The organism is Bacillus cereus group sp. BfR-BA-01330 (genome assembly GCF_022663885.1).
Lineage (GTDB): Bacteria > Bacillota > Bacilli > Bacillales > Bacillaceae_G > Bacillus_A > Bacillus_A cereus.
Window position 1 is genome coordinate 375,487 of record NZ_JAKUGK010000003.1, and the last position, 17,358, is coordinate 392,844.

Below are 17,358 nucleotides of genomic sequence, written 5' to 3' on the forward strand. Positions count from 1 at the left end.
TTTCTATTTCACAGCAAGACTGATTTGTTATTGCTGTGAGTATTGTGGTTCTTCTTGTTGGACTTCTTCAACGCGTGGGTTTAAAGAATCGATAATCGTTTGTGTTTGCTGCGCAGCTGTTTGGAAAAGTTGCTTCGCTTGTTGGTTATCCGTATCAAGAGCGAATCCCTCTAAGCTAGCTTGTGCACTTTTTAATCCAGAAACAGTTTGCTTTAGTTTCGTAATTACAGTCATTGAATGAAGCCCCCTTTGGAATATCAATTCAAAGATTATAATTTGTGAGTTGGGGTGAATTTATGATTGGAAAATTTAGGGGTGAAATAGATTTTATATGCTTTTAGCTAAGATGCATAAGGTATTACGGGGATATTTTTATTGATTTAGATGGATTTTATTGCTATTATTATGAGAAGAAAATGAAGTGTTTTCTATAATCATGCGCCCATAGCTCAGTCGGATAGAGCGGTGGTTTCCGGTACCACGTCTGCCGGGGGTTCGAATCCCTCTGGGCGCGTCAAAAAGTCCTAACTTACGTTTTGTAGGTTAGGACTTTTTTTATTTCCCTCTTGTTATATCTAGTAATAAGATTTACTATTAGTACTTGATAATAATTTTTAATTTTATTATTTTCTTTCAATATTATTCAAATTTAGGTTGTAAGTTGTAAATCTCATTAATACATATAAATTAATAATATTTTGGAATGGGTGTCTGCGTGAGGATTCTCCTTTTACCAAACTTATTGTACAATAGAAACAAGGGGGAGATTAGTTTGAAGGCAAGTCTTTTACAAGAACAAAGCTTACGTTTGGCAATGACACAAGAGTTAAGGCAAGCGATTACAATGCTCCAGTATAATGTACAAGAATTATCGGAGTTTTTGTATGAGCAATCGTTAGAGAATCCCCTTATTGAGTTAGGTGGTTTTGAGAGGGAGAAGAAAAAGAGCTCTAACAACAGTAAAAGTACCAGCAAACAAGTCGAGAATCAGATGGAGATCTACAGTGTGGATTCTACAACGATTCAGCAACATTTATTAAATCAAATACAGTATTATAAAATAGATGAAGAAGAGCGAAAAGTAGCTTCTTTCATTATTATGAACATGGATGGAAATGGATATTTACAAGAAACGAATGAAGAGTTAGCAGAGCTCCTTTCTGCGCATATTCATGTAGTCGACCGCTCTGTAGAGCTTGTCCAATCACTGGAACCAGCAGGGGTAGGGGCGCGTAATATTCAGGAATGTTTAACCTTGCAATTGAAGCGCTTACAAAGACGGAATGGATTAGCAGAAGAGGTTGTAGAAGATCATTTCGCTTATTTTGTGAAGAAAGATTGGCGAAAGCTCGTTCAAGTGTTGAAATGTAGTAATGAGGAATTACAGAGTGCGGTAAATTGTATAACGTCATTACAACCAAAACCAGGTCTTGCGTTTTCTTCAGATAAACCACTTTATATTGTGCCTGATATGGCGGTGAAAAAAGATGGCGATCGCCTCGTTTTACAAATGAATGAGAGAAATATGCCGAGAATTGAAATTCACTCTGAATATAGTGCGCTTCTTAATAATAGTGAAAGTGAAGTAGCATCTTACGTATCAGAGAAGTATCAGCATGTGCAGTGGATTATGCGCAGTTTGAAGCAGAGAAAACAGACATTGCTGCAAGTAATGAACATTATTATGGAAAAACAACGTGATTTCTTCTGGAAAGGTCCAGAGTATTTAAGACCTCTCGCTTTAAAAGAGGTAGCTGAAGAGTTAAGTGTGCATGAATCGACAATTAGTCGTGCGACGCGAAATAAATATGTGCAAACACCACACGGTTTATTTGAGATGAAATCGTTCTTTAGCAATGCCGTTTCGACGACTGAAGATGAAGCAGTTTCTACAAAACGTGTAAAACAATTTATTCAAACGTTAATTGGGGCAGAGGATAAGAAAAAGCCACTTTCAGATCAAAAGATTTCAAAATTATTAGAAGAAGAGCATGAAATTGTTATTTCTCGAAGAACAGTGGCGAAGTATAGAGAACAAATGCATATCCCAGCTTCGTCATTACGAAAAACGATCGGATAGGTGAAGAAGATGAAAGTTGTACTGTATACTAAAAAAGATTGTGGCCTTTGCGTGAAGGCAAAACAAGTTTTACAGGAAGTACAATGTGAATATTCTTTTCAAATCGAGGAAATAGATATATATGAAGATAATGACCTTTTAGAAAAATATCACTTAATGATTCCGGTTGTAGAAATGGACGGAAAACAAGTAGAATATGGTAACATTCACAAAGGTGTCATAATAAACTATATAAAGAATGCAGTTAAGAGTTGAATAAGTTTCTATCTCCTGTTACAATAATACACGTAGCAGGGATTATTTTTTTAACCTATGTGGGACACAAAATGTCACTACGGGACGTAAAGTGACCACGAAGGAAAAATGAACCGATGTAGTGAGGAGAAAAGATATGCGCTCATGGATTCAGAACACAAAAAAATTATTACCTGATCTGCTACCTGTTATGCAAACGAGAATGCAAATTCTTCAATACATTAGGCTCATGCAGCCGATTGGAAGAAGAAACTTATCAGCAAGTCTCGGTATGACAGAACGAGTATTGCGAAGTGAAGTTCAAGTTTTGAAAGAACAAAACTTAGTTCACGTCGCTTCTTCTGGAATGACTTTGACAGAAGAAGGAACAGCTTTAGTTCTTGCTTTGGAAGACTTTATGAAAGAAATTTCCGGGTTAAAGGTTTTAGAAAAGCAACTTAAGGAAACATTAGACTTGGATGAAGTTTTCGTTGTCCCTGGTGATAGTGATGAATCACCTTGGGTCAAACTGGAGATGGGCCGTGCTTGTGTGACTTGTATAAAAGACCGTCTGACAGCGAATAATATCGTTGCTGTGGCTGGAGGAACTACGCTAGCTGCTGCTGCGGACATGATGCAACTTGATTGCAAAGATTTACATATGCTATTTGTCCCAGCACGTGGTGGAATTGGAGAAGGCGTCGAATTAGAAGCCAATACCATTTGTGCCAAGATGGCGCAAAATACGATGAGTAATTATCGCTTATTGTATGTTCCAGACCATGTTAGTAGCGAAGCATATGCGTCTATTGTGACAGAGCCTTCCGTGAAAGAAGTTCTTGAGTTGATTCGATCTTCCAATATCGTCATTCATGGAATAGGTGATGCGTTAACAATGGCACGTCGTAGAAGTACTTCAGAAGCAGATTGGTTAAAGATTCAGGCAAGCGAAGCAGTTGGCGAAGCTTTCGGTTACTACTTTAATGAAGAAGGAAATGTTGTTCATAAAGTAAGAACAGTTGGTATGCAACTAGAGGATTTACAAAATGTATCTCACGTTGTTGCAGTCGCTGGAGGTTCTTCAAAGGCAAAAGCAATACAGGCTGTAATTAAACAAGGGCACACTTCAATTCTAATTACAGATGAAGGTGCAGCAAAACAGTTAACAAAGGGTTTTACCCTTTAATATAATCCCCCAAGGAGGAAATTCAAATGACTAAAATTGGTATTAATGGATTTGGACGTATCGGACGTAACGTATTCCGCGCAGCTCTTAACAACTCTGAGGTAGAAGTAGTAGCAATCAACGACTTAACAGATGCTAAAACATTAGCTCACCTTTTAAAATATGACACAGTTCACGGAACTTTAAATGCAGAAGTATCTGCTAACGAAAACAGCATCGTTGTTAACGGTAAAGAAATTAAAGTTATCGCTGAGCGTGACCCAGCTCAATTACCATGGAGCGACTACGGAGTAGAAGTAGTAGTAGAATCTACTGGCCGTTTCACTAAAAAATCAGACGCTGAGAAACACTTAGGTGGATCAGTTAAGAAAGTTATCATCTCAGCTCCAGCTTCTGACGAAGATATCACTGTAGTTATGGGTGTTAACCACGAACAATACGATGCAGCTAACCACAACGTAGTATCTAACGCTTCTTGTACTACAAACTGTCTAGCTCCATTCGCTAAAGTATTAAACGAAAAATTCGGCGTAAAACGCGGAATGATGACAACAATTCACTCTTACACTAACGACCAACAAATCTTAGACTTACCACACAAAGATTTACGTCGTGCTCGTGCAGCAGCTGAAAACATGATCCCAACATCTACTGGTGCAGCTAAAGCTGTAGCATTAGTATTACCAGAACTTAAAGGTAAATTAAACGGTGGCGCTGTACGTGTTCCAACTGCTAACGTTTCTCTAGTTGACCTAGTTGTTGAACTTGACAAAGAAGTAACAGTTGAAGAAGTAAATGCAGCATTCAAAGCAGCAGCTGAAGGCGAATTAAAAGGTATCCTTGGATACAGCGAAGAGCCATTAGTATCTATCGACTATAACGGATGTACAGCTTCTTCTACAATCGATGCATTATCTACAATGGTAATGGAAGGTAACATGGTTAAAGTACTTTCTTGGTACGATAACGAAACTGGTTACTCTAACCGCGTAGTAGACTTAGCAGCTTACATGACTTCAAAAGGTCTTTAATTCTTAATTATATAAGTTATCAATGACAAAACGAGGGAGAGGGTTTGTTCCCTCTCTCTCTTCTTTCGTTTTAAAAGCAAATGTGTTAAGCTTTTGAATGGGTTTTGTCAATCCTAACTAGTAGTCGGAGGGAAATCCAATGAACAAAAAATCAATTCGTGACGTAGATTTAAAAGGTAAGCGTGTATTTTGCCGCGTTGATTTCAACGTACCTATGAAAGAAGGCAAAATTACAGATGAAACTCGTATCCGTGCAGCTCTTCCTACAATTCAATATTTAGTAGAGCAAGGTGCGAAAGTTATTTTAGCAAGCCACTTAGGCCGTCCAAAAGGTCAAGCAGTAGAAGAATTACGTCTTACTCCAGTAGCAGCACGTTTAGGCGAGCTTCTTGGTAAAGATGTTAAAAAAGCGGACGAAGCATTCGGACCAGTTGCACAAGAAATGGTTGCAGCAATGAACGAAGGCGACGTATTAGTTCTTGAAAACGTACGTTTCTATGCGGGCGAAGAAAAGAACGATGCAGAACTTGCGAAAGAATTTGCAGCACTTGCTGACATCTTCGTAAACGATGCATTCGGTGCAGCTCACCGTGCTCATGCTTCTACAGCAGGTATCGCAGACTACCTACCAGCAGTATCTGGTCTATTAATGGAAAAAGAGTTAGATGTACTTGGTAAAGCACTTTCTAACCCAGAACGTCCATTTACAGCTATCATCGGTGGTGCGAAAGTAAAAGATAAAATCGGTGTAATTCGTCATCTATTAGACAAAGTAGATAACTTAATCATCGGTGGCGGACTTGCTTACACATTCGTTAAAGCTTTAGGTCATGAAATTGGTCTATCTCTATGTGAAGACGACAAGATTGAACTAGCTAAAGAATTTATGCAACTTGCAAAAGAAAAAGGCGTAAACTTCTACATGCCAGTTGATGTTGTAATCACTGAGGAATTCTCTGAAACTGCAACAACTAAAATTGTTGGTATCGACTCTATCCCTTCTAACTGGGAAGGCGTGGACATCGGTCCTAAAACACGTGAAATTTATGCAGATGTAATTAAAAATTCTAAGCTTGTTGTATGGAATGGACCAATGGGTGTATTCGAAATGACTCCATTCGCAGAAGGTACAAAAGCAGTAGGACAAGCATTAGCAGATGCAGAAGATACATACTCTGTTATCGGCGGTGGTGACTCTGCAGCAGCTGTTGAAAAATTCGGTATGGCTGATAAAATGAGCCACATTTCTACTGGCGGCGGTGCGTCATTAGAATTCATGGAAGGTAAAGAGCTTCCAGGTGTAGTTTGTCTTAACGACAAATAAGTAGCAGCCAAAGAAAAAGGACGGTGCAAAGCATGCGTAAACCAATTATCGCAGGTAACTGGAAAATGAATAAAACTCTATCTGAAGCAGTTAGCTTCGTAGAGGAAGTTAAAGGTCAAATCCCAGCAGCTTCAGCTGTTGATGCAGTAGTTTGCTCTCCAGCTCTATTCTTAGAGCGTCTTGTAGCAGCAACTGAAGGAACTGACTTACAAGTAGGTGCACAAAACATGCACTTCGAAAAAAATGGTGCATTCACTGGCGAAATTAGCCCAGTAGCACTTAGCGACTTAAAAGTTGGCTATGTAGTACTTGGCCACTCTGAGCGTCGTGAAATGTTTGCTGAAACAGACGAATCAGTAAACAAAAAGACTATCGCAGCATTTGAACATGGTTTAACACCAATCGTATGTTGTGGTGAGACTTTAGAAGAGCGCGAAAGCGGAAAAACATTTGATCTAGTAGCAGGTCAAGTGACAAAAGCACTTGCAGGTTTAACAGAAGAGCAAGTTAAAGCAACTGTTATCGCTTATGAGCCAATCTGGGCTATCGGTACAGGTAAATCTTCTTCTTCTGCAGATGCAAACGAAGTATGTGCGCACATCCGTAAAGTTGTTGCAGAAGCTGTTTCTCCAGAAGCTGCAGAAGCTGTTCGTATCCAATACGGCGGTAGCGTAAAACCAGAAAACATTAAAGAGTATATGGCACAATCTGACATCGACGGCGCTTTAGTTGGCGGTGCTAGCTTAGAGCCTGCTTCGTTCTTAGGTCTTCTGGGGGCGGTAAAATGAGAAAGCCAACAGCTTTAATCATTCTTGACGGTTTCGGACTTCGTGAAGAAACTTACGGGAATGCTGTAGCACAAGCTAAGAAACCTAATTTTGATGGTTACTGGAACAAATTCCCTCATACAACGCTTACAGCTTGTGGTGAGGCGGTAGGTCTTCCAGAAGGTCAAATGGGTAACTCTGAGGTTGGTCACTTAAATATCGGTGCTGGCCGCGTAGTATATCAAAGCTTAACACGCGTTAACGTTGCAATTCGTGAAGGTGAGTTCGATAAGAACGAAACTTTCCAAAATGCAATTAAAAGCGTAAAAGAAAAAGGTACTGCACTTCATTTATTCGGTTTACTTTCTGACGGTGGTGTGCACAGTCACATGAACCATATGTTTGCTCTTCTTCGCTTAGCAGCAAAAGAAGGCGTGGAGAAAGTTTATATCCATGCATTCTTAGACGGCCGCGATGTTGGACCACAAACAGCAAAAGGTTATATCGATGCAACGAATGAAGTAATTAAAGAAACAGGAGTAGGACAATTCGCGACTATCTCTGGTCGTTATTACTCTATGGACCGTGACAAGCGTTGGGATCGCGTAGAAAAATGTTACAGTGCTATGGTGAATGGTGAAGGCCCTACTTATAAATCAGCAGAAGAGTGTGTAGAAGACTCTTATGCGAACGGTATCTATGATGAATTCGTATTGCCGTCTGTAATTGTTAACGAAGATAACACGCCAGTTGCAACAATCAATGATGATGATGCAGTTATCTTCTATAACTTCCGTCCAGACCGTGCAATTCAAATTGCTCGTGTATTTACAAACGAAGACTTCCGTGAGTTCGATCGTGGTGAAAAAGTACCTCACATTCCAGAATTCGTATGTATGACACACTTCAGTGAAACTGTAGATGGATACGTGGCATTCAAGCCAATGAACCTTGATAACACTTTAGGTGAAGTTGTTGCGCAAGCGGGATTAAAGCAACTTCGCATCGCGGAAACTGAAAAGTATCCGCACGTTACATTCTTCTTTAGCGGTGGTCGTGAGGCTGAATTCCCAGGAGAAGAACGCATCTTAATTAACTCACCAAAGGTTGCAACGTATGACTTGAAACCTGAAATGAGCATTTACGAAGTAACGGACGCTTTAGTAAATGAAATCGAAAATGATAAACATGATGTTATCATTCTTAACTTTGCGAACTGTGATATGGTTGGCCATTCTGGGATGATGGAACCAACAATTAAAGCAGTAGAAGCAACTGACGAATGTTTAGGAAAAGTTGTAGAAGCGATTCTTGCAAAAGATGGTGTAGCACTTATTACTGCTGACCATGGTAATGCTGATCAGGAGTTAACTGCTGATGGCGGTCCTATGACAGCTCATACAACTAACCCGGTTCCTTTCATCGTTACAAAAAATGATGTAGAGCTTCGTGAAGGTGGTATTTTAGGAGATATCGCTCCAACAATGCTTACACTTTTAAATGTGGAACAACCGAAAGAAATGACAGGTAAAACAATTATTAAATAATTTGCTTATATAAAAAGGAGAGAATTTATTATGCCAACAATTATTGATGTTTATGCTCGCGAAGTCCTTGACTCTCGTGGTAACCCAACTGTAGAAGTAGAAGTTTATACAGAAAGCGGCGCTTTCGGACGCGCTATCGTACCAAGTGGTGCATCTACTGGTGAACACGAAGCAGTAGAATTACGTGACGGTGACAAATCTCGTTACCTTGGTAAAGGTGTTATTAACGCAGTAAACAACGTTAACGAAATTATCGCTCCAGAAATCGAAGGTTTCGATGTAACTGACCAAGCTGGTATCGACCGTGCTATGATCGAATTAGATGGCACTCCAAACAAAGGTAAACTAGGCGCTAACGCTATCCTTGGTGTATCTATGGCAGTAGCTCACGCAGCAGCTGACTTCGTAGGTCTTCCATTATACCGTTACCTTGGTGGATTCAATGCAAAACAATTACCAACTCCAATGATGAACATCATCAACGGTGGTTCTCACGCTGATAACAACGTTGACTTCCAAGAGTTCATGATCTTACCAGTTGGTGCTCCAACATTCAAAGAATCAATCCGTATGGGTGCTGAAGTATTCCATGCACTTAAAGCTGTATTACATGACAAAGGTCTTAACACTGCAGTAGGTGACGAAGGTGGATTCGCTCCAAACCTTGGTTCTAACCGTGAAGCTCTAGAAGTAATCATCGAAGCTATCGAAAAAGCTGGTTACAAAGCTGGCGAGAACGTATTCTTAGGAATGGACGTTGCTTCTTCTGAGTTCTACAACAAAGAAACTGGTAAATATGACCTTGCAGGCGAAGGCCGTACTGGCTTAACTTCTGCAGAAATGGTTGATTTCTATGAAGAGCTTTGCAAAGACTTCCCAATCATCTCTATCGAAGATGGTTTAGACGAAAACGACTGGGATGGTCACAAATTATTAACTGAGCGTATCGGTGATAAAGTACAATTAGTTGGTGATGATTTATTCGTAACTAACACTCAAAAACTTGCTGAAGGTATCGAAAAAGGTATCTCTAACTCAATCTTAATTAAAGTTAACCAAATCGGTACTTTAACTGAGACTTTCGAAGCTATCGAAATGGCTAAACGTGCTGGTTACACAGCAGTTGTATCTCACCGTTCTGGTGAAACTGAAGATGCTACAATCGCTGACATCGCAGTTGCAACTAACGCTGGCCAAATCAAAACTGGTTCTATGAGCCGTACTGACCGTATTGCTAAGTACAACCAATTATTACGCATCGAAGACGAACTAGGCGAAATCGCTGTTTACGATGGTATCAAATCTTTCTATAACATCAAACGATAATTGTAGAAAATAAACGACAGACCGTGAGAAATCACGGTCTGTTTTTTTATGCTAAAATTGTTCACCCGTCATAAGTGACATGAAATGTTTGAAGAAGCGGTTATAATCAAAATCAATTGCTATTTGATGACTCGGCCAATCAATAAATGGTTTAGATTCTCCTAAAGAGCGAAATTCGCCAATGCTTGCCCCTTGTGCATAAGATTCTGTCATGACAACGATAGGTGATTTGTGATAGGTAAACATAGAGTTATCAAGTAAAGCGAGTATTGGTATTGTGTCATGGAAGGGGCTCCCCTTTAAATGTGGTAGGGTGTCTTTATAATATCCGTAGTAATAATGATCAAATAACGGTTTGACAAGTGGAGCTTTTCCTTTTGCCTCAATGTATTCTGCCATTTCTGGTGTAATGATGGAGTATTGAGTGACGTTTAATGGGTATATGTACATGTTAGCTGTGGATTGAAGGACTATATTAGCGGCAGTAGGATCGCCATAAAAGTTTGCTTCGGAAATAGGGGTAACATTACCAGGATGTAAAAAGGCACCGCCCATTACATAGTAAGATTTAATTTGTTTCATTAACTGTTTGCACATGATAAACAAAATTGCTAGGGAGGTAAGTCTTCCTAAACTCACAATAATTAATTCATCTTTATACTGTTCAATAAGAGGAATAACTTCAAAAAAATTCTCCATTTCTCCGTTAGTTATATTCACCTTTGGAATAATTGGCCCAAGCCCCTGTTTCCCATGTACATCTGTAAAAAAAGCAGGAGGGGCACCAGTAATTGGCCGTTCTGATCCACCAAAGATTTTGATGTTTCTATCCTTTACTTCGTTTGTAAGAAAATGAGCATTTTCTACTGCCATTTTTTTTGAAACATTGCCGTAATCAGCAACGATACCGACGATTTCTATTTCATCGATAAAGAATGCTAAGAGGAGAGCCATCGTATCATCAATCCCAGGATCACAAAAAATGAGAACTTTTTTGGGCATATGTTCACCACCTATCTTGTTTATCCCGTACAAACCGGCTTGGTGAGGGCTAATAATCAATAAGGATGAGGGGAAATCTCATTGATTAAAGTTTCACTTTATATATATGTAAGTTTAAGGATAAAAAGATTATTTTATTGAAATAATAGTCTTTTAAATTCAGAAAATAAAAACTTTTTATATTAGGTCAAGGTTTTTGACGTAATTTTCATTTGGAAATGCAGTCATATCAAGGTTGTAAGCGTATAACATAGGCTGTTTTTGCTGTCAAGTTGATAAATTGCAGCTTTTTACAATTTATACTATGATAAAGATATTAACAGAAGATCGTATAAACATGAGGGATGATGAACATGAAATTTACAAAGATTCTTGTCCAAATTGCTGCTCTTTACGTGTTTTATATGGTTGGAACTTGGGTGCAAGAAATGTTAAATATTCCGATTCCAGGAAGTTTGATTGGAATGTTCCTCTTACTTGTTTTACTTAGCCTAAAAGTTCTTCCAGTGAAATGGTTCGATTTAGGAGCAGAAACACTCGTTGCTATTATGCCGTTTTTATTAATTCCGCCAACGCTTGGCCTAATGAATTACGGTGCTTTTTTTATGAGTAAAGGAATTTCTCTTTTCATTACAGTTGTAGCGAGTACGTTTTTAATTATTATTGTCGCAGGACATACAGGACAATATCTTGCGAATAGGAAGGAAAGAGAGTCGCGATGAGCCAAATATTAATCGGAGTCGGTTGGGTTCTTTTTACGGTGCTATTATATCAATTATCTAAAAAAATCTATAAATTATTTCCAACACCATTCACCATTCCAATGCTTGTAGCAACTGGATTAATGGCTTTCCTATTTATCGTGCTTGATATACCATATCAACATTATATGGAAAGTGGTGGTGGCTGGATTGCAAAGCTACTTGGACCCGGTGTTGTAGCATTTGCAATTCCTCTTTATAAACAACGTCATGTTCTGCAAAAATATGTTGTACCGATTGCTGGCGGGGTATTAGTAGGTACAACAGTTGCAATCGCTAGTGATTTTGCGATTGCTTCACTTATGGGAACGGATAAAAGCTTAATCTTATCGTCATTACCAAAATCGGTGACAATGCCAGTTGCGATGAGTGTTTCAGAGCAAGTCGGTGGTGTACCTTCCTTAACAGCAGCTTTCGTTGTTATCGCAGGTATTACTGGAACGATTACAGGACCCCTTTTATTAAAATGGAGCCGTGTTACAAACTCAGTTGGTAAAGGTATCGGATTTGGATGTGCTTCTCATATTATGGGCGTGATGAGAGCGATGAAAAATAACGAACATGAAGGTGTTATTGGATCGGTAACAATGACATTAACAGCAATTTTGACATGTTTACTTGGACCGTTATTTGCGATGATGTTTATGTAATAGAAGAAAAGCGAGAGCGCCTCTATAGCTCTCGCTTTTCTATAGAATTTATGCTACAGTTACAATAACTGAATCTTTGTAGGAGGTACGCCAAGTGCATACGTTATTATCAGTTTTACTTATTATTGTATCGATTTTAATGATTGTTATGGTACTTATGCAATCTAGTAATAGCTCAGGCCTTTCAGGTGCAATTTCAGGCGGTGCGGAGCAATTATTTGGTAAGCAAAAGGCACGTGGAATTGAAGCGGTATTAAACCGTATTACAATTGTTTTAGCTGTATTGTTCTTTGTATTAACAATTGGTGTTACGTACTTCAATTTATAGAATTGAAAGAAGAAGCGTTAGTGAATGGTACTAATGGTTCTTCTTTTTTTGTTTTGCTATTTGAAAGATGTTTCTAATTAGATTATAGAAATACAAATATGGTACACTAGATATAGAAAGAATACGACTAGATTACAGAAGAGAAAGAGGAGAAATACATGATGAAATTAGCATCTCCGAAACCATTTACATTTGAGGGTGGAGACCGCGCTGTTTTATTACTACATGGATTCACAGGGAACTCAGCTGATGTACGTATGTTAGGGCGTTTCTTAGAAAAGAAGGGCTATACTTGTCATGCGCCAATTTATAAAGGGCACGGTGTACCACCAGAAGAGCTTGTTCATACAGGGCCTACAGATTGGTGGCAAGATGTAACGGAGGCATATCAGCTTTTAAAAGATAAAGGTTTTGAGAAAATTGCTGTTGTTGGATTGTCACTTGGCGGCGTATTTTCTTTAAAATTAGGTTATACAGTACCGGTTTTAGGTGTAGTACCAATGTGTGCACCGATGTATATTAAGAGCGAAGAAACGATGTACCAAGGTATATTGGCATATGCCCGCGAATATAAAAAACGTGAGCAAAAATCACCTGAACAAATTGAACAAGAAATGTTGGAATTCCAAAAGACACCGATGAATACATTAAAAGCATTACAACAATTAATTGCTGACGTACGTAACAATGTGGATATGATTTATGCACCAACATTTGTTGTACAAGCACGTCATGACGAAATGATTAATACAGATAGTGCTAACATTATTTATAACGGTGTAGAATCTACGTTAAAAGACATTAAATGGTATGAAGACTCTACGCATGTCATTACACTTGATAAACAACGTGACGAGCTACATGAGGATGTATATAACTTCTTGGAGCAACTAGATTGGTAAGATCTAGTTGCCTCTTTTTTTCATAAGGAATTTTTTGTGAAAACTGTAAAAATCATAAGGGGAGTATTGAAGTTTCACTTTATACATCCCCTATCTTTCGGATACACTAAATAATATAAGGTTTTAAAGGAGGTATTTTTGCTTGGAAGAAATCATACAAGAACATATTGATAAGTTGTTATTATTTATGAGAGAAGAAGCGTATAAACCGCTAACGATACAAGAGTTAGAAGAGGCATTTGGGATTGAAGGTTCTGAGGGCTTTAAAGATTTCGTAAAGGCACTTGTAACGATGGAAGAAAAGGGACTTGTTATTCGTACTCGTAGCAACCGTTACGGTCTTCCTGAAAAGATGAATTTAATACGCGGTAAGTTAATTGGACATGCACGTGGTTTTGCATTCGTTGTACCAGATGAGAAGAAAACAGGAGACGATGATCTTTTCATCCCGCCTACAGAATTAAACGGTGCACTTCATGGCGATACAGTATTAGCACGCCTTAGTTCCCAATCGAGTGGTTCACGTCAAGAAGGGTCTATTGTACGCATTTTAGAACGTGGAACGAAAGAACTAGTTGGTACATATACAGAATCGAAAAACTTTGGATTTGTTATACCTGACAATAAGCGCTGGACGAGTGATATCTTTATCTTGAAAAGCGCATCAATGGGTGCTGTAGAAGGTCATAAAGTAGTTGTGAAAATTACGAGCTATCCAGAGAATCGTTTAAGCGCAGAAGGTGAAGTTATTCAAATTCTAGGTCATAAAAATGATCCAGGAGTAGATATTTTATCTGTCATTCATAAACATCATTTACCTTTAGCATTCCCTGAGGAAGTGATGGAGCATGCAAACAGTGTACCAGAAACGATTTCAGAAGAAGATTTAAAAGATCGCCGCGACCTACGTGACCAAATGATCGTAACGATTGATGGTGCAGATGCAAAAGATTTAGATGATGCTGTTACAGTAACGAAGCTCGAGAACGGTAACTACAAGCTTGGCGTTCACATTGCGGACGTAAGTCATTACGTTCAAGAAGGTTCTCCAATTGATGTTGAAGCAGCGGAAAGAGCGACGAGTGTGTATCTTGTTGACCGTGTAATTCCGATGATTCCACACCGTCTATCTAACGGTATTTGTTCATTAAATCCGAAAGTAGACCGTCTGACATTATCTTGTGAAATGGAAATCAACAACTTAGGTGATGTTGTTAAACACGAGATTTTCCAAAGTGTGATTAAAACGACAGAGCGTATGACGTATGCTGACGTAAGAAGCATTTTAGAAGATGAGGACGAAGAGTTAATTAAGCGTTATGAGCCATTAGTACCGATGTTTAAAGAGATGGGGCAATTGGCACAAATTCTACGTGAAAAACGTATGCGCCGTGGTGCAATTGACTTTGACTTTAAAGAAGCGAAAGTATTAGTAGATGAAGAAGGAAAACCGACTGATGTTGTTATGCGCGATCGTTCTGTATCAGAGAAGTTAATTGAAGAATTTATGCTTGTTGCGAATGAAACAGTAGCAGAGCACTTCCACTGGATGAACGTACCGTTTATGTACCGTGTCCATGAAGATCCGAAAGAAGATAAGCTAGAGCGTTTCTTCGAGTTTGTAACGAACTTCGGATATGCCGTAAAAGGACGTGCGAATGAAGTGCATCCTCGCGCGCTACAACAAATTCTTGAAATGGTTCAAGGACAGCCAGAAGAAGTAGTTATTTCAACAGTTATGCTTCGTTCTATGAAGCAAGCTCGTTACGATGCGGATAGTTTAGGACATTTCGGTTTATCAACTGAGTTCTACACACACTTCACATCACCAATTCGTCGTTACCCAGATACAATCGTTCATAGATTAATTCGTGAATACATTATTAACGGTAAAGTCGACAACGAAACGCAAGCAAAATGGCGTGAAAAATTACCTGAGATTGCAGAGCATTCTTCTAATATGGAACGTCGTGCTGTTGAAGCAGAGCGTGAAACAGATGAGATGAAAAAAGCAGAGTATATGGTTGATAAGATCGGTGAAGAGTATGACGGTATGATTAGCTCTGTAACAAACTTCGGTTTATTCGTAGAGCTTCCAAATACAATTGAAGGTCTTGTACACGTTAGTTATTTAACGGATGATTACTACCGTTATGACGAGCAACATTTCGCTATGATCGGAGAACGTACAGGAAACGTATTCCGCATCGGTGACGAAATTACAATTCGCGTTATTAAGGTAAACAAAGACGAGCGTGCAATCGACTTTGAAATCGTTGGCATGAAAGGCACACCTCGCCGTAAGTTCAAAGATCGTCCAGTCGTTATCGAGCAGCCAAGAACAGGCAGAAAGAAACGCGGTGGACGTAGCGAGCGCAGTAATGAGCGCGGCGGTGAACGTGGCACAGGTAGAAAATTTGACCGTGGTGGTAAAGGAAAAGGAAGAGGATCTGCATCTGCATCCGCTTCTGCTAGCCAGCCGGGAAAAAAAGATGGTAACGGTAAGAAGAAAAAAGCATTCTTCGAAAACGTACCAGGATTCAAGAAGAAAAAGAAAAAGCGTAAGTAAGAAAAGAGTGGCTTCGCTTTGATGAAAAGCGGGGCCGTTTTCTTTTTTCTTCGTGGCTTGAGAGCGAGCCACTTTCGCTTTTTATCGGAATCCAGCTACAGTGGCTAGAATGTTCGGCGGCTTCACTTCTTCCCGAGAGGCAAAGAGCGCCTCAAGGTCAGAAGCTCCATCCATCTCACATTCTGAGCGAGCCACTTTCGCTTTTTGATGGAATCTAGCTACAGTGGCTAGAATCTGTTGGCCATTTCACTCCCTCGGATGAAGCAAAAAGCGCTCCTCTGTCGGGAGTTCCAATGTCCAAAGATTCTGAGCGAGCCACTTTCGCTTTTTATTAACATTTGTTACAATAGTAAAAATAGAGGAGGGACGTTATATGCCAAAGGGTACAGGTAAGGTTATTGCACAGAATAAAAAAGCATTTCATGATTATTTCATCGAAGAAACATACGAAGCAGGGCTTGTCCTTCAAGGAACGGAAATTAAGTCGATTCGCGCTGGACGCGTAAACTTGAAAGATGCGTTTGCACGTGTACATAATGGTGAAGTATGGGTTCATAATATGCACATTAATACGTACGAACAAGGGAATCGTTTCAACCATGATCCACTTCGTACGAGAAAATTACTTCTGCATAAAAAAGAAATTGATAAACTAGCGGGCGCTGCGAAAGAAACAGGTTACGCATTAGTTCCACTTAGAATTTATTTGAAAAATGGATTTGCAAAGATGGCACTTGGTTTAGCAAAAGGTAAGAAGCAATACGATAAACGTCACGATTTAAAAGAGAAAGAAGCTAAACGTGAAATTGCACGCGCGTTCCGTGATCGCCAAAAGATGTAATACAGATATTTACATTTGTAAAATGGAGCGCGTATGTTATAATAATTTATGTAAGGTTGTTGCACATTGAAAAACAGCTCTTAGTAGCTATCACGATATTTTCTTCGTATGCTCCATTTTTATCATGGGGACGTTACGGATTCGACAGGGATAGTTCGAGCTTAGGTTGCGAGTCGAGGGGATCGGCCTCGTTAAAACGTCAAAGCCTATAATTGGCAAACAAAACAATCTTTCTTTAGCTGCTTAATTGCACTAAAGGTTCCTCCCTCCATCGTCCATGTGGTAGGGTAAGGGACTCAAACTAAGTGGACTACGCCGGAGTTCGCCGTCTGAGGACAAAGGAAGAGAACAACCAGACTAGCAACTTGGAAGCCTGTCGATAGGCCGAAGAGTTCGCGAAATGCTAATATATCGACTACACTCGTAGAAGCTTAAGTGCCGATATTTTTGGACGTGGGTTCGACTCCCACCGTCTCCACCAATACATATTTGGTGGTTTTTTATTTTGTATGATATGAACCATAACTTTGCCAGGTTGGCGAGGTTATGGTTCTTTTTGTTTGTGGTAAACTAATGCTTCCAAAAATAAAAGATTTTAAACCGTATCTTTATTATTGTCTACTTGACAGGGAAATGACTACCTTACGTGTATATGATATTCATTGAATTTCCACAATTTAGAAGTGCAACTTGTACCCATTGATAAAATTACTAGATTTATACTAAAAACACGCATTTTGATTAAGTTTTTTCAAAATGCGTGTTTCATTTATTTTTATATTTTACAATGATGCAAACAAACCTTCTTAA

General features: G+C 39.2%; 16 protein-coding genes, 1 tRNA gene and 1 other RNA gene. 16 read left to right on the forward strand and 2 right to left on the reverse strand.

Annotated elements, in window-relative coordinates; all coding sequences use genetic code 11:
• Positions 1-27 precede the first annotated feature (27 nt).
• A complete protein-coding gene (locus MR112_RS10965) occupies positions 28-234 on the reverse strand; it encodes a DUF1657 domain-containing protein (protein WP_000216166.1) in 207 nt (68 codons plus the stop codon).
• 204 nt (positions 235-438) lie between these two features.
• On the opposite strand from MR112_RS10965, the gene MR112_RS10970 reads away from it, so the two are divergent.
• The 9 genes from MR112_RS10970 (at position 439) to eno (ending at position 9,495) form a co-directional block, all read left to right on the forward strand.
• Positions 439-514 (forward strand) — tRNA-Arg (locus MR112_RS10970).
• A 258-nt stretch (positions 515-772) separates the two neighbouring features.
• A complete protein-coding gene (gene rpoN / locus MR112_RS10975; protein ID WP_000647953.1) occupies positions 773-2,080 on the forward strand; it encodes an RNA polymerase factor sigma-54 in 1,308 nt (435 codons plus the stop codon).
• Positions 2,081-2,089: 9 nt separating this feature from the next.
• Positions 2,090-2,335, forward strand: a complete 246-nt coding sequence (locus tag MR112_RS10980) for a glutaredoxin family protein (protein WP_000869730.1) — start codon at positions 2,090-2,092, stop codon at positions 2,333-2,335.
• Between the two features lie 136 nt (positions 2,336-2,471).
• A complete protein-coding gene (gene cggR, locus MR112_RS10985; RefSeq protein WP_001258185.1) occupies positions 2,472-3,500 on the forward strand; it encodes a gapA transcriptional regulator CggR in 1,029 nt (342 codons plus the stop codon).
• 26 nt (positions 3,501-3,526) lie between these two features.
• Positions 3,527-4,531: a type I glyceraldehyde-3-phosphate dehydrogenase gene (gene gap, locus MR112_RS10990; RefSeq protein ID WP_000161236.1), complete on the forward strand. Its 1,005-nt coding sequence runs from the start codon at positions 3,527-3,529 to the stop codon at positions 4,529-4,531.
• A gap of 139 nt (positions 4,532-4,670) precedes the next feature.
• Positions 4,671-5,855, forward strand: coding sequence for a phosphoglycerate kinase (locus tag MR112_RS10995; protein ID WP_001036331.1), 1,185 nt, complete (start codon positions 4,671-4,673; stop codon positions 5,853-5,855).
• A gap of 32 nt (positions 5,856-5,887) precedes the next feature.
• The gene (tpiA, locus tag MR112_RS11000; RefSeq protein WP_001231038.1) at positions 5,888-6,643 is read left to right on the forward strand and encodes a triose-phosphate isomerase; all 756 of its coding nucleotides are present in this window, start codon (positions 5,888-5,890) and stop codon (positions 6,641-6,643) included.
• Positions 6,640-8,169, forward strand: coding sequence for a 2,3-bisphosphoglycerate-independent phosphoglycerate mutase (gene gpmI / locus MR112_RS11005; protein ID WP_001231158.1), 1,530 nt, complete (start codon positions 6,640-6,642; stop codon positions 8,167-8,169). The genes tpiA and gpmI overlap by 4 nt, the downstream gene beginning before the upstream one ends.
• Positions 8,170-8,199: 30 nt before the next feature.
• Positions 8,200-9,495, forward strand: a complete 1,296-nt coding sequence (gene eno / locus MR112_RS11010) for a phosphopyruvate hydratase (RefSeq protein WP_001142111.1) — start codon at positions 8,200-8,202, stop codon at positions 9,493-9,495.
• Positions 9,496-9,546: 51 nt separating this feature from the next.
• On the opposite strand, the gene MR112_RS11015 is transcribed toward eno, so the two are convergent.
• Positions 9,547-10,497, reverse strand: coding sequence for a nucleoside hydrolase (locus MR112_RS11015; protein ID WP_071740929.1), 951 nt, complete (start codon positions 10,495-10,497; stop codon positions 9,547-9,549).
• A gap of 353 nt (positions 10,498-10,850) precedes the next feature.
• Between MR112_RS11015 and MR112_RS11020 the strand changes: the two genes are divergently transcribed.
• From MR112_RS11020 to ssrA, 7 genes are all read left to right on the forward strand, one after another.
• Entirely contained in the window at positions 10,851-11,219 is a 369-nt protein-coding gene (locus MR112_RS11020; RefSeq protein WP_000673222.1) for a CidA/LrgA family holin-like protein, read from the forward strand.
• Positions 11,216-11,908: an LrgB family protein gene (locus MR112_RS11025; protein ID WP_000078309.1), complete on the forward strand. Its 693-nt coding sequence runs from the start codon at positions 11,216-11,218 to the stop codon at positions 11,906-11,908. The genes MR112_RS11020 and MR112_RS11025 overlap by 4 nt, the downstream gene beginning before the upstream one ends.
• A 94-nt stretch (positions 11,909-12,002) precedes the next feature.
• Entirely contained in the window at positions 12,003-12,236 is a 234-nt protein-coding gene (secG, locus tag MR112_RS11030; RefSeq protein ID WP_000557264.1) for a preprotein translocase subunit SecG, read from the forward strand.
• 161 nt (positions 12,237-12,397) lie between these two features.
• Complete coding sequence (gene estA, locus MR112_RS11035; RefSeq protein WP_000761986.1) at positions 12,398-13,138, forward strand: carboxylesterase; 741 nt, start codon at positions 12,398-12,400, stop codon at positions 13,136-13,138.
• A gap of 142 nt (positions 13,139-13,280) precedes the next feature.
• Positions 13,281-15,707 (forward strand): ribonuclease R, encoded by a 2,427-nt coding sequence (gene rnr / locus MR112_RS11040; protein WP_242244952.1) that lies wholly within the window; start codon positions 13,281-13,283, stop codon positions 15,705-15,707.
• 373 nt (positions 15,708-16,080) lie between these two features.
• Positions 16,081-16,548, forward strand: coding sequence for an SsrA-binding protein (smpB, locus tag MR112_RS11045; protein ID WP_001123919.1), 468 nt, complete (start codon positions 16,081-16,083; stop codon positions 16,546-16,548).
• A 126-nt stretch (positions 16,549-16,674) separates the two neighbouring features.
• Positions 16,675-17,029: a transfer-messenger RNA gene (gene ssrA, locus MR112_RS11050) on the forward strand.
• Positions 17,030-17,358: the final 329 nt, after the last annotated feature.

Bases quoted from the DNA above. Each gene is read 5' to 3' on its own strand.
- MR112_RS10965 (WP_000216166.1), bottom strand. From the start codon at position 234: ATGACTGTAATTACGAAACTAAAGCAAACTGTTTCTGGATTAAAAAGT.
- MR112_RS10980 (WP_000869730.1), top strand. From the start codon at position 2,090: ATGAAAGTTGTACTGTATACTAAAAAAGATTGTGGCCTTTGCGTGAAG.
- cggR (WP_001258185.1), top strand. From the start codon at position 2,472: ATGCGCTCATGGATTCAGAACACAAAAAAATTATTACCTGATCTGCTA.
- gap (WP_000161236.1), top strand. From the start codon at position 3,527: ATGACTAAAATTGGTATTAATGGATTTGGACGTATCGGACGTAACGTA.
- MR112_RS10995 (WP_001036331.1), top strand. From the start codon at position 4,671: ATGAACAAAAAATCAATTCGTGACGTAGATTTAAAAGGTAAGCGTGTA.
- tpiA (WP_001231038.1), top strand. From the start codon at position 5,888: ATGCGTAAACCAATTATCGCAGGTAACTGGAAAATGAATAAAACTCTA.
- gpmI (WP_001231158.1), top strand. From the start codon at position 6,640: ATGAGAAAGCCAACAGCTTTAATCATTCTTGACGGTTTCGGACTTCGT.
- eno (WP_001142111.1), top strand. From the start codon at position 8,200: ATGCCAACAATTATTGATGTTTATGCTCGCGAAGTCCTTGACTCTCGT.
- MR112_RS11015 (WP_071740929.1), bottom strand. From the start codon at position 10,497: ATGCCCAAAAAAGTTCTCATTTTTTGTGATCCTGGGATTGATGATACG.
- MR112_RS11020 (WP_000673222.1), top strand. From the start codon at position 10,851: ATGAAATTTACAAAGATTCTTGTCCAAATTGCTGCTCTTTACGTGTTT.
- MR112_RS11025 (WP_000078309.1), top strand. From the start codon at position 11,216: ATGAGCCAAATATTAATCGGAGTCGGTTGGGTTCTTTTTACGGTGCTA.
- estA (WP_000761986.1), top strand. From the start codon at position 12,398: ATGAAATTAGCATCTCCGAAACCATTTACATTTGAGGGTGGAGACCGC.
- smpB (WP_001123919.1), top strand. From the start codon at position 16,081: ATGCCAAAGGGTACAGGTAAGGTTATTGCACAGAATAAAAAAGCATTT.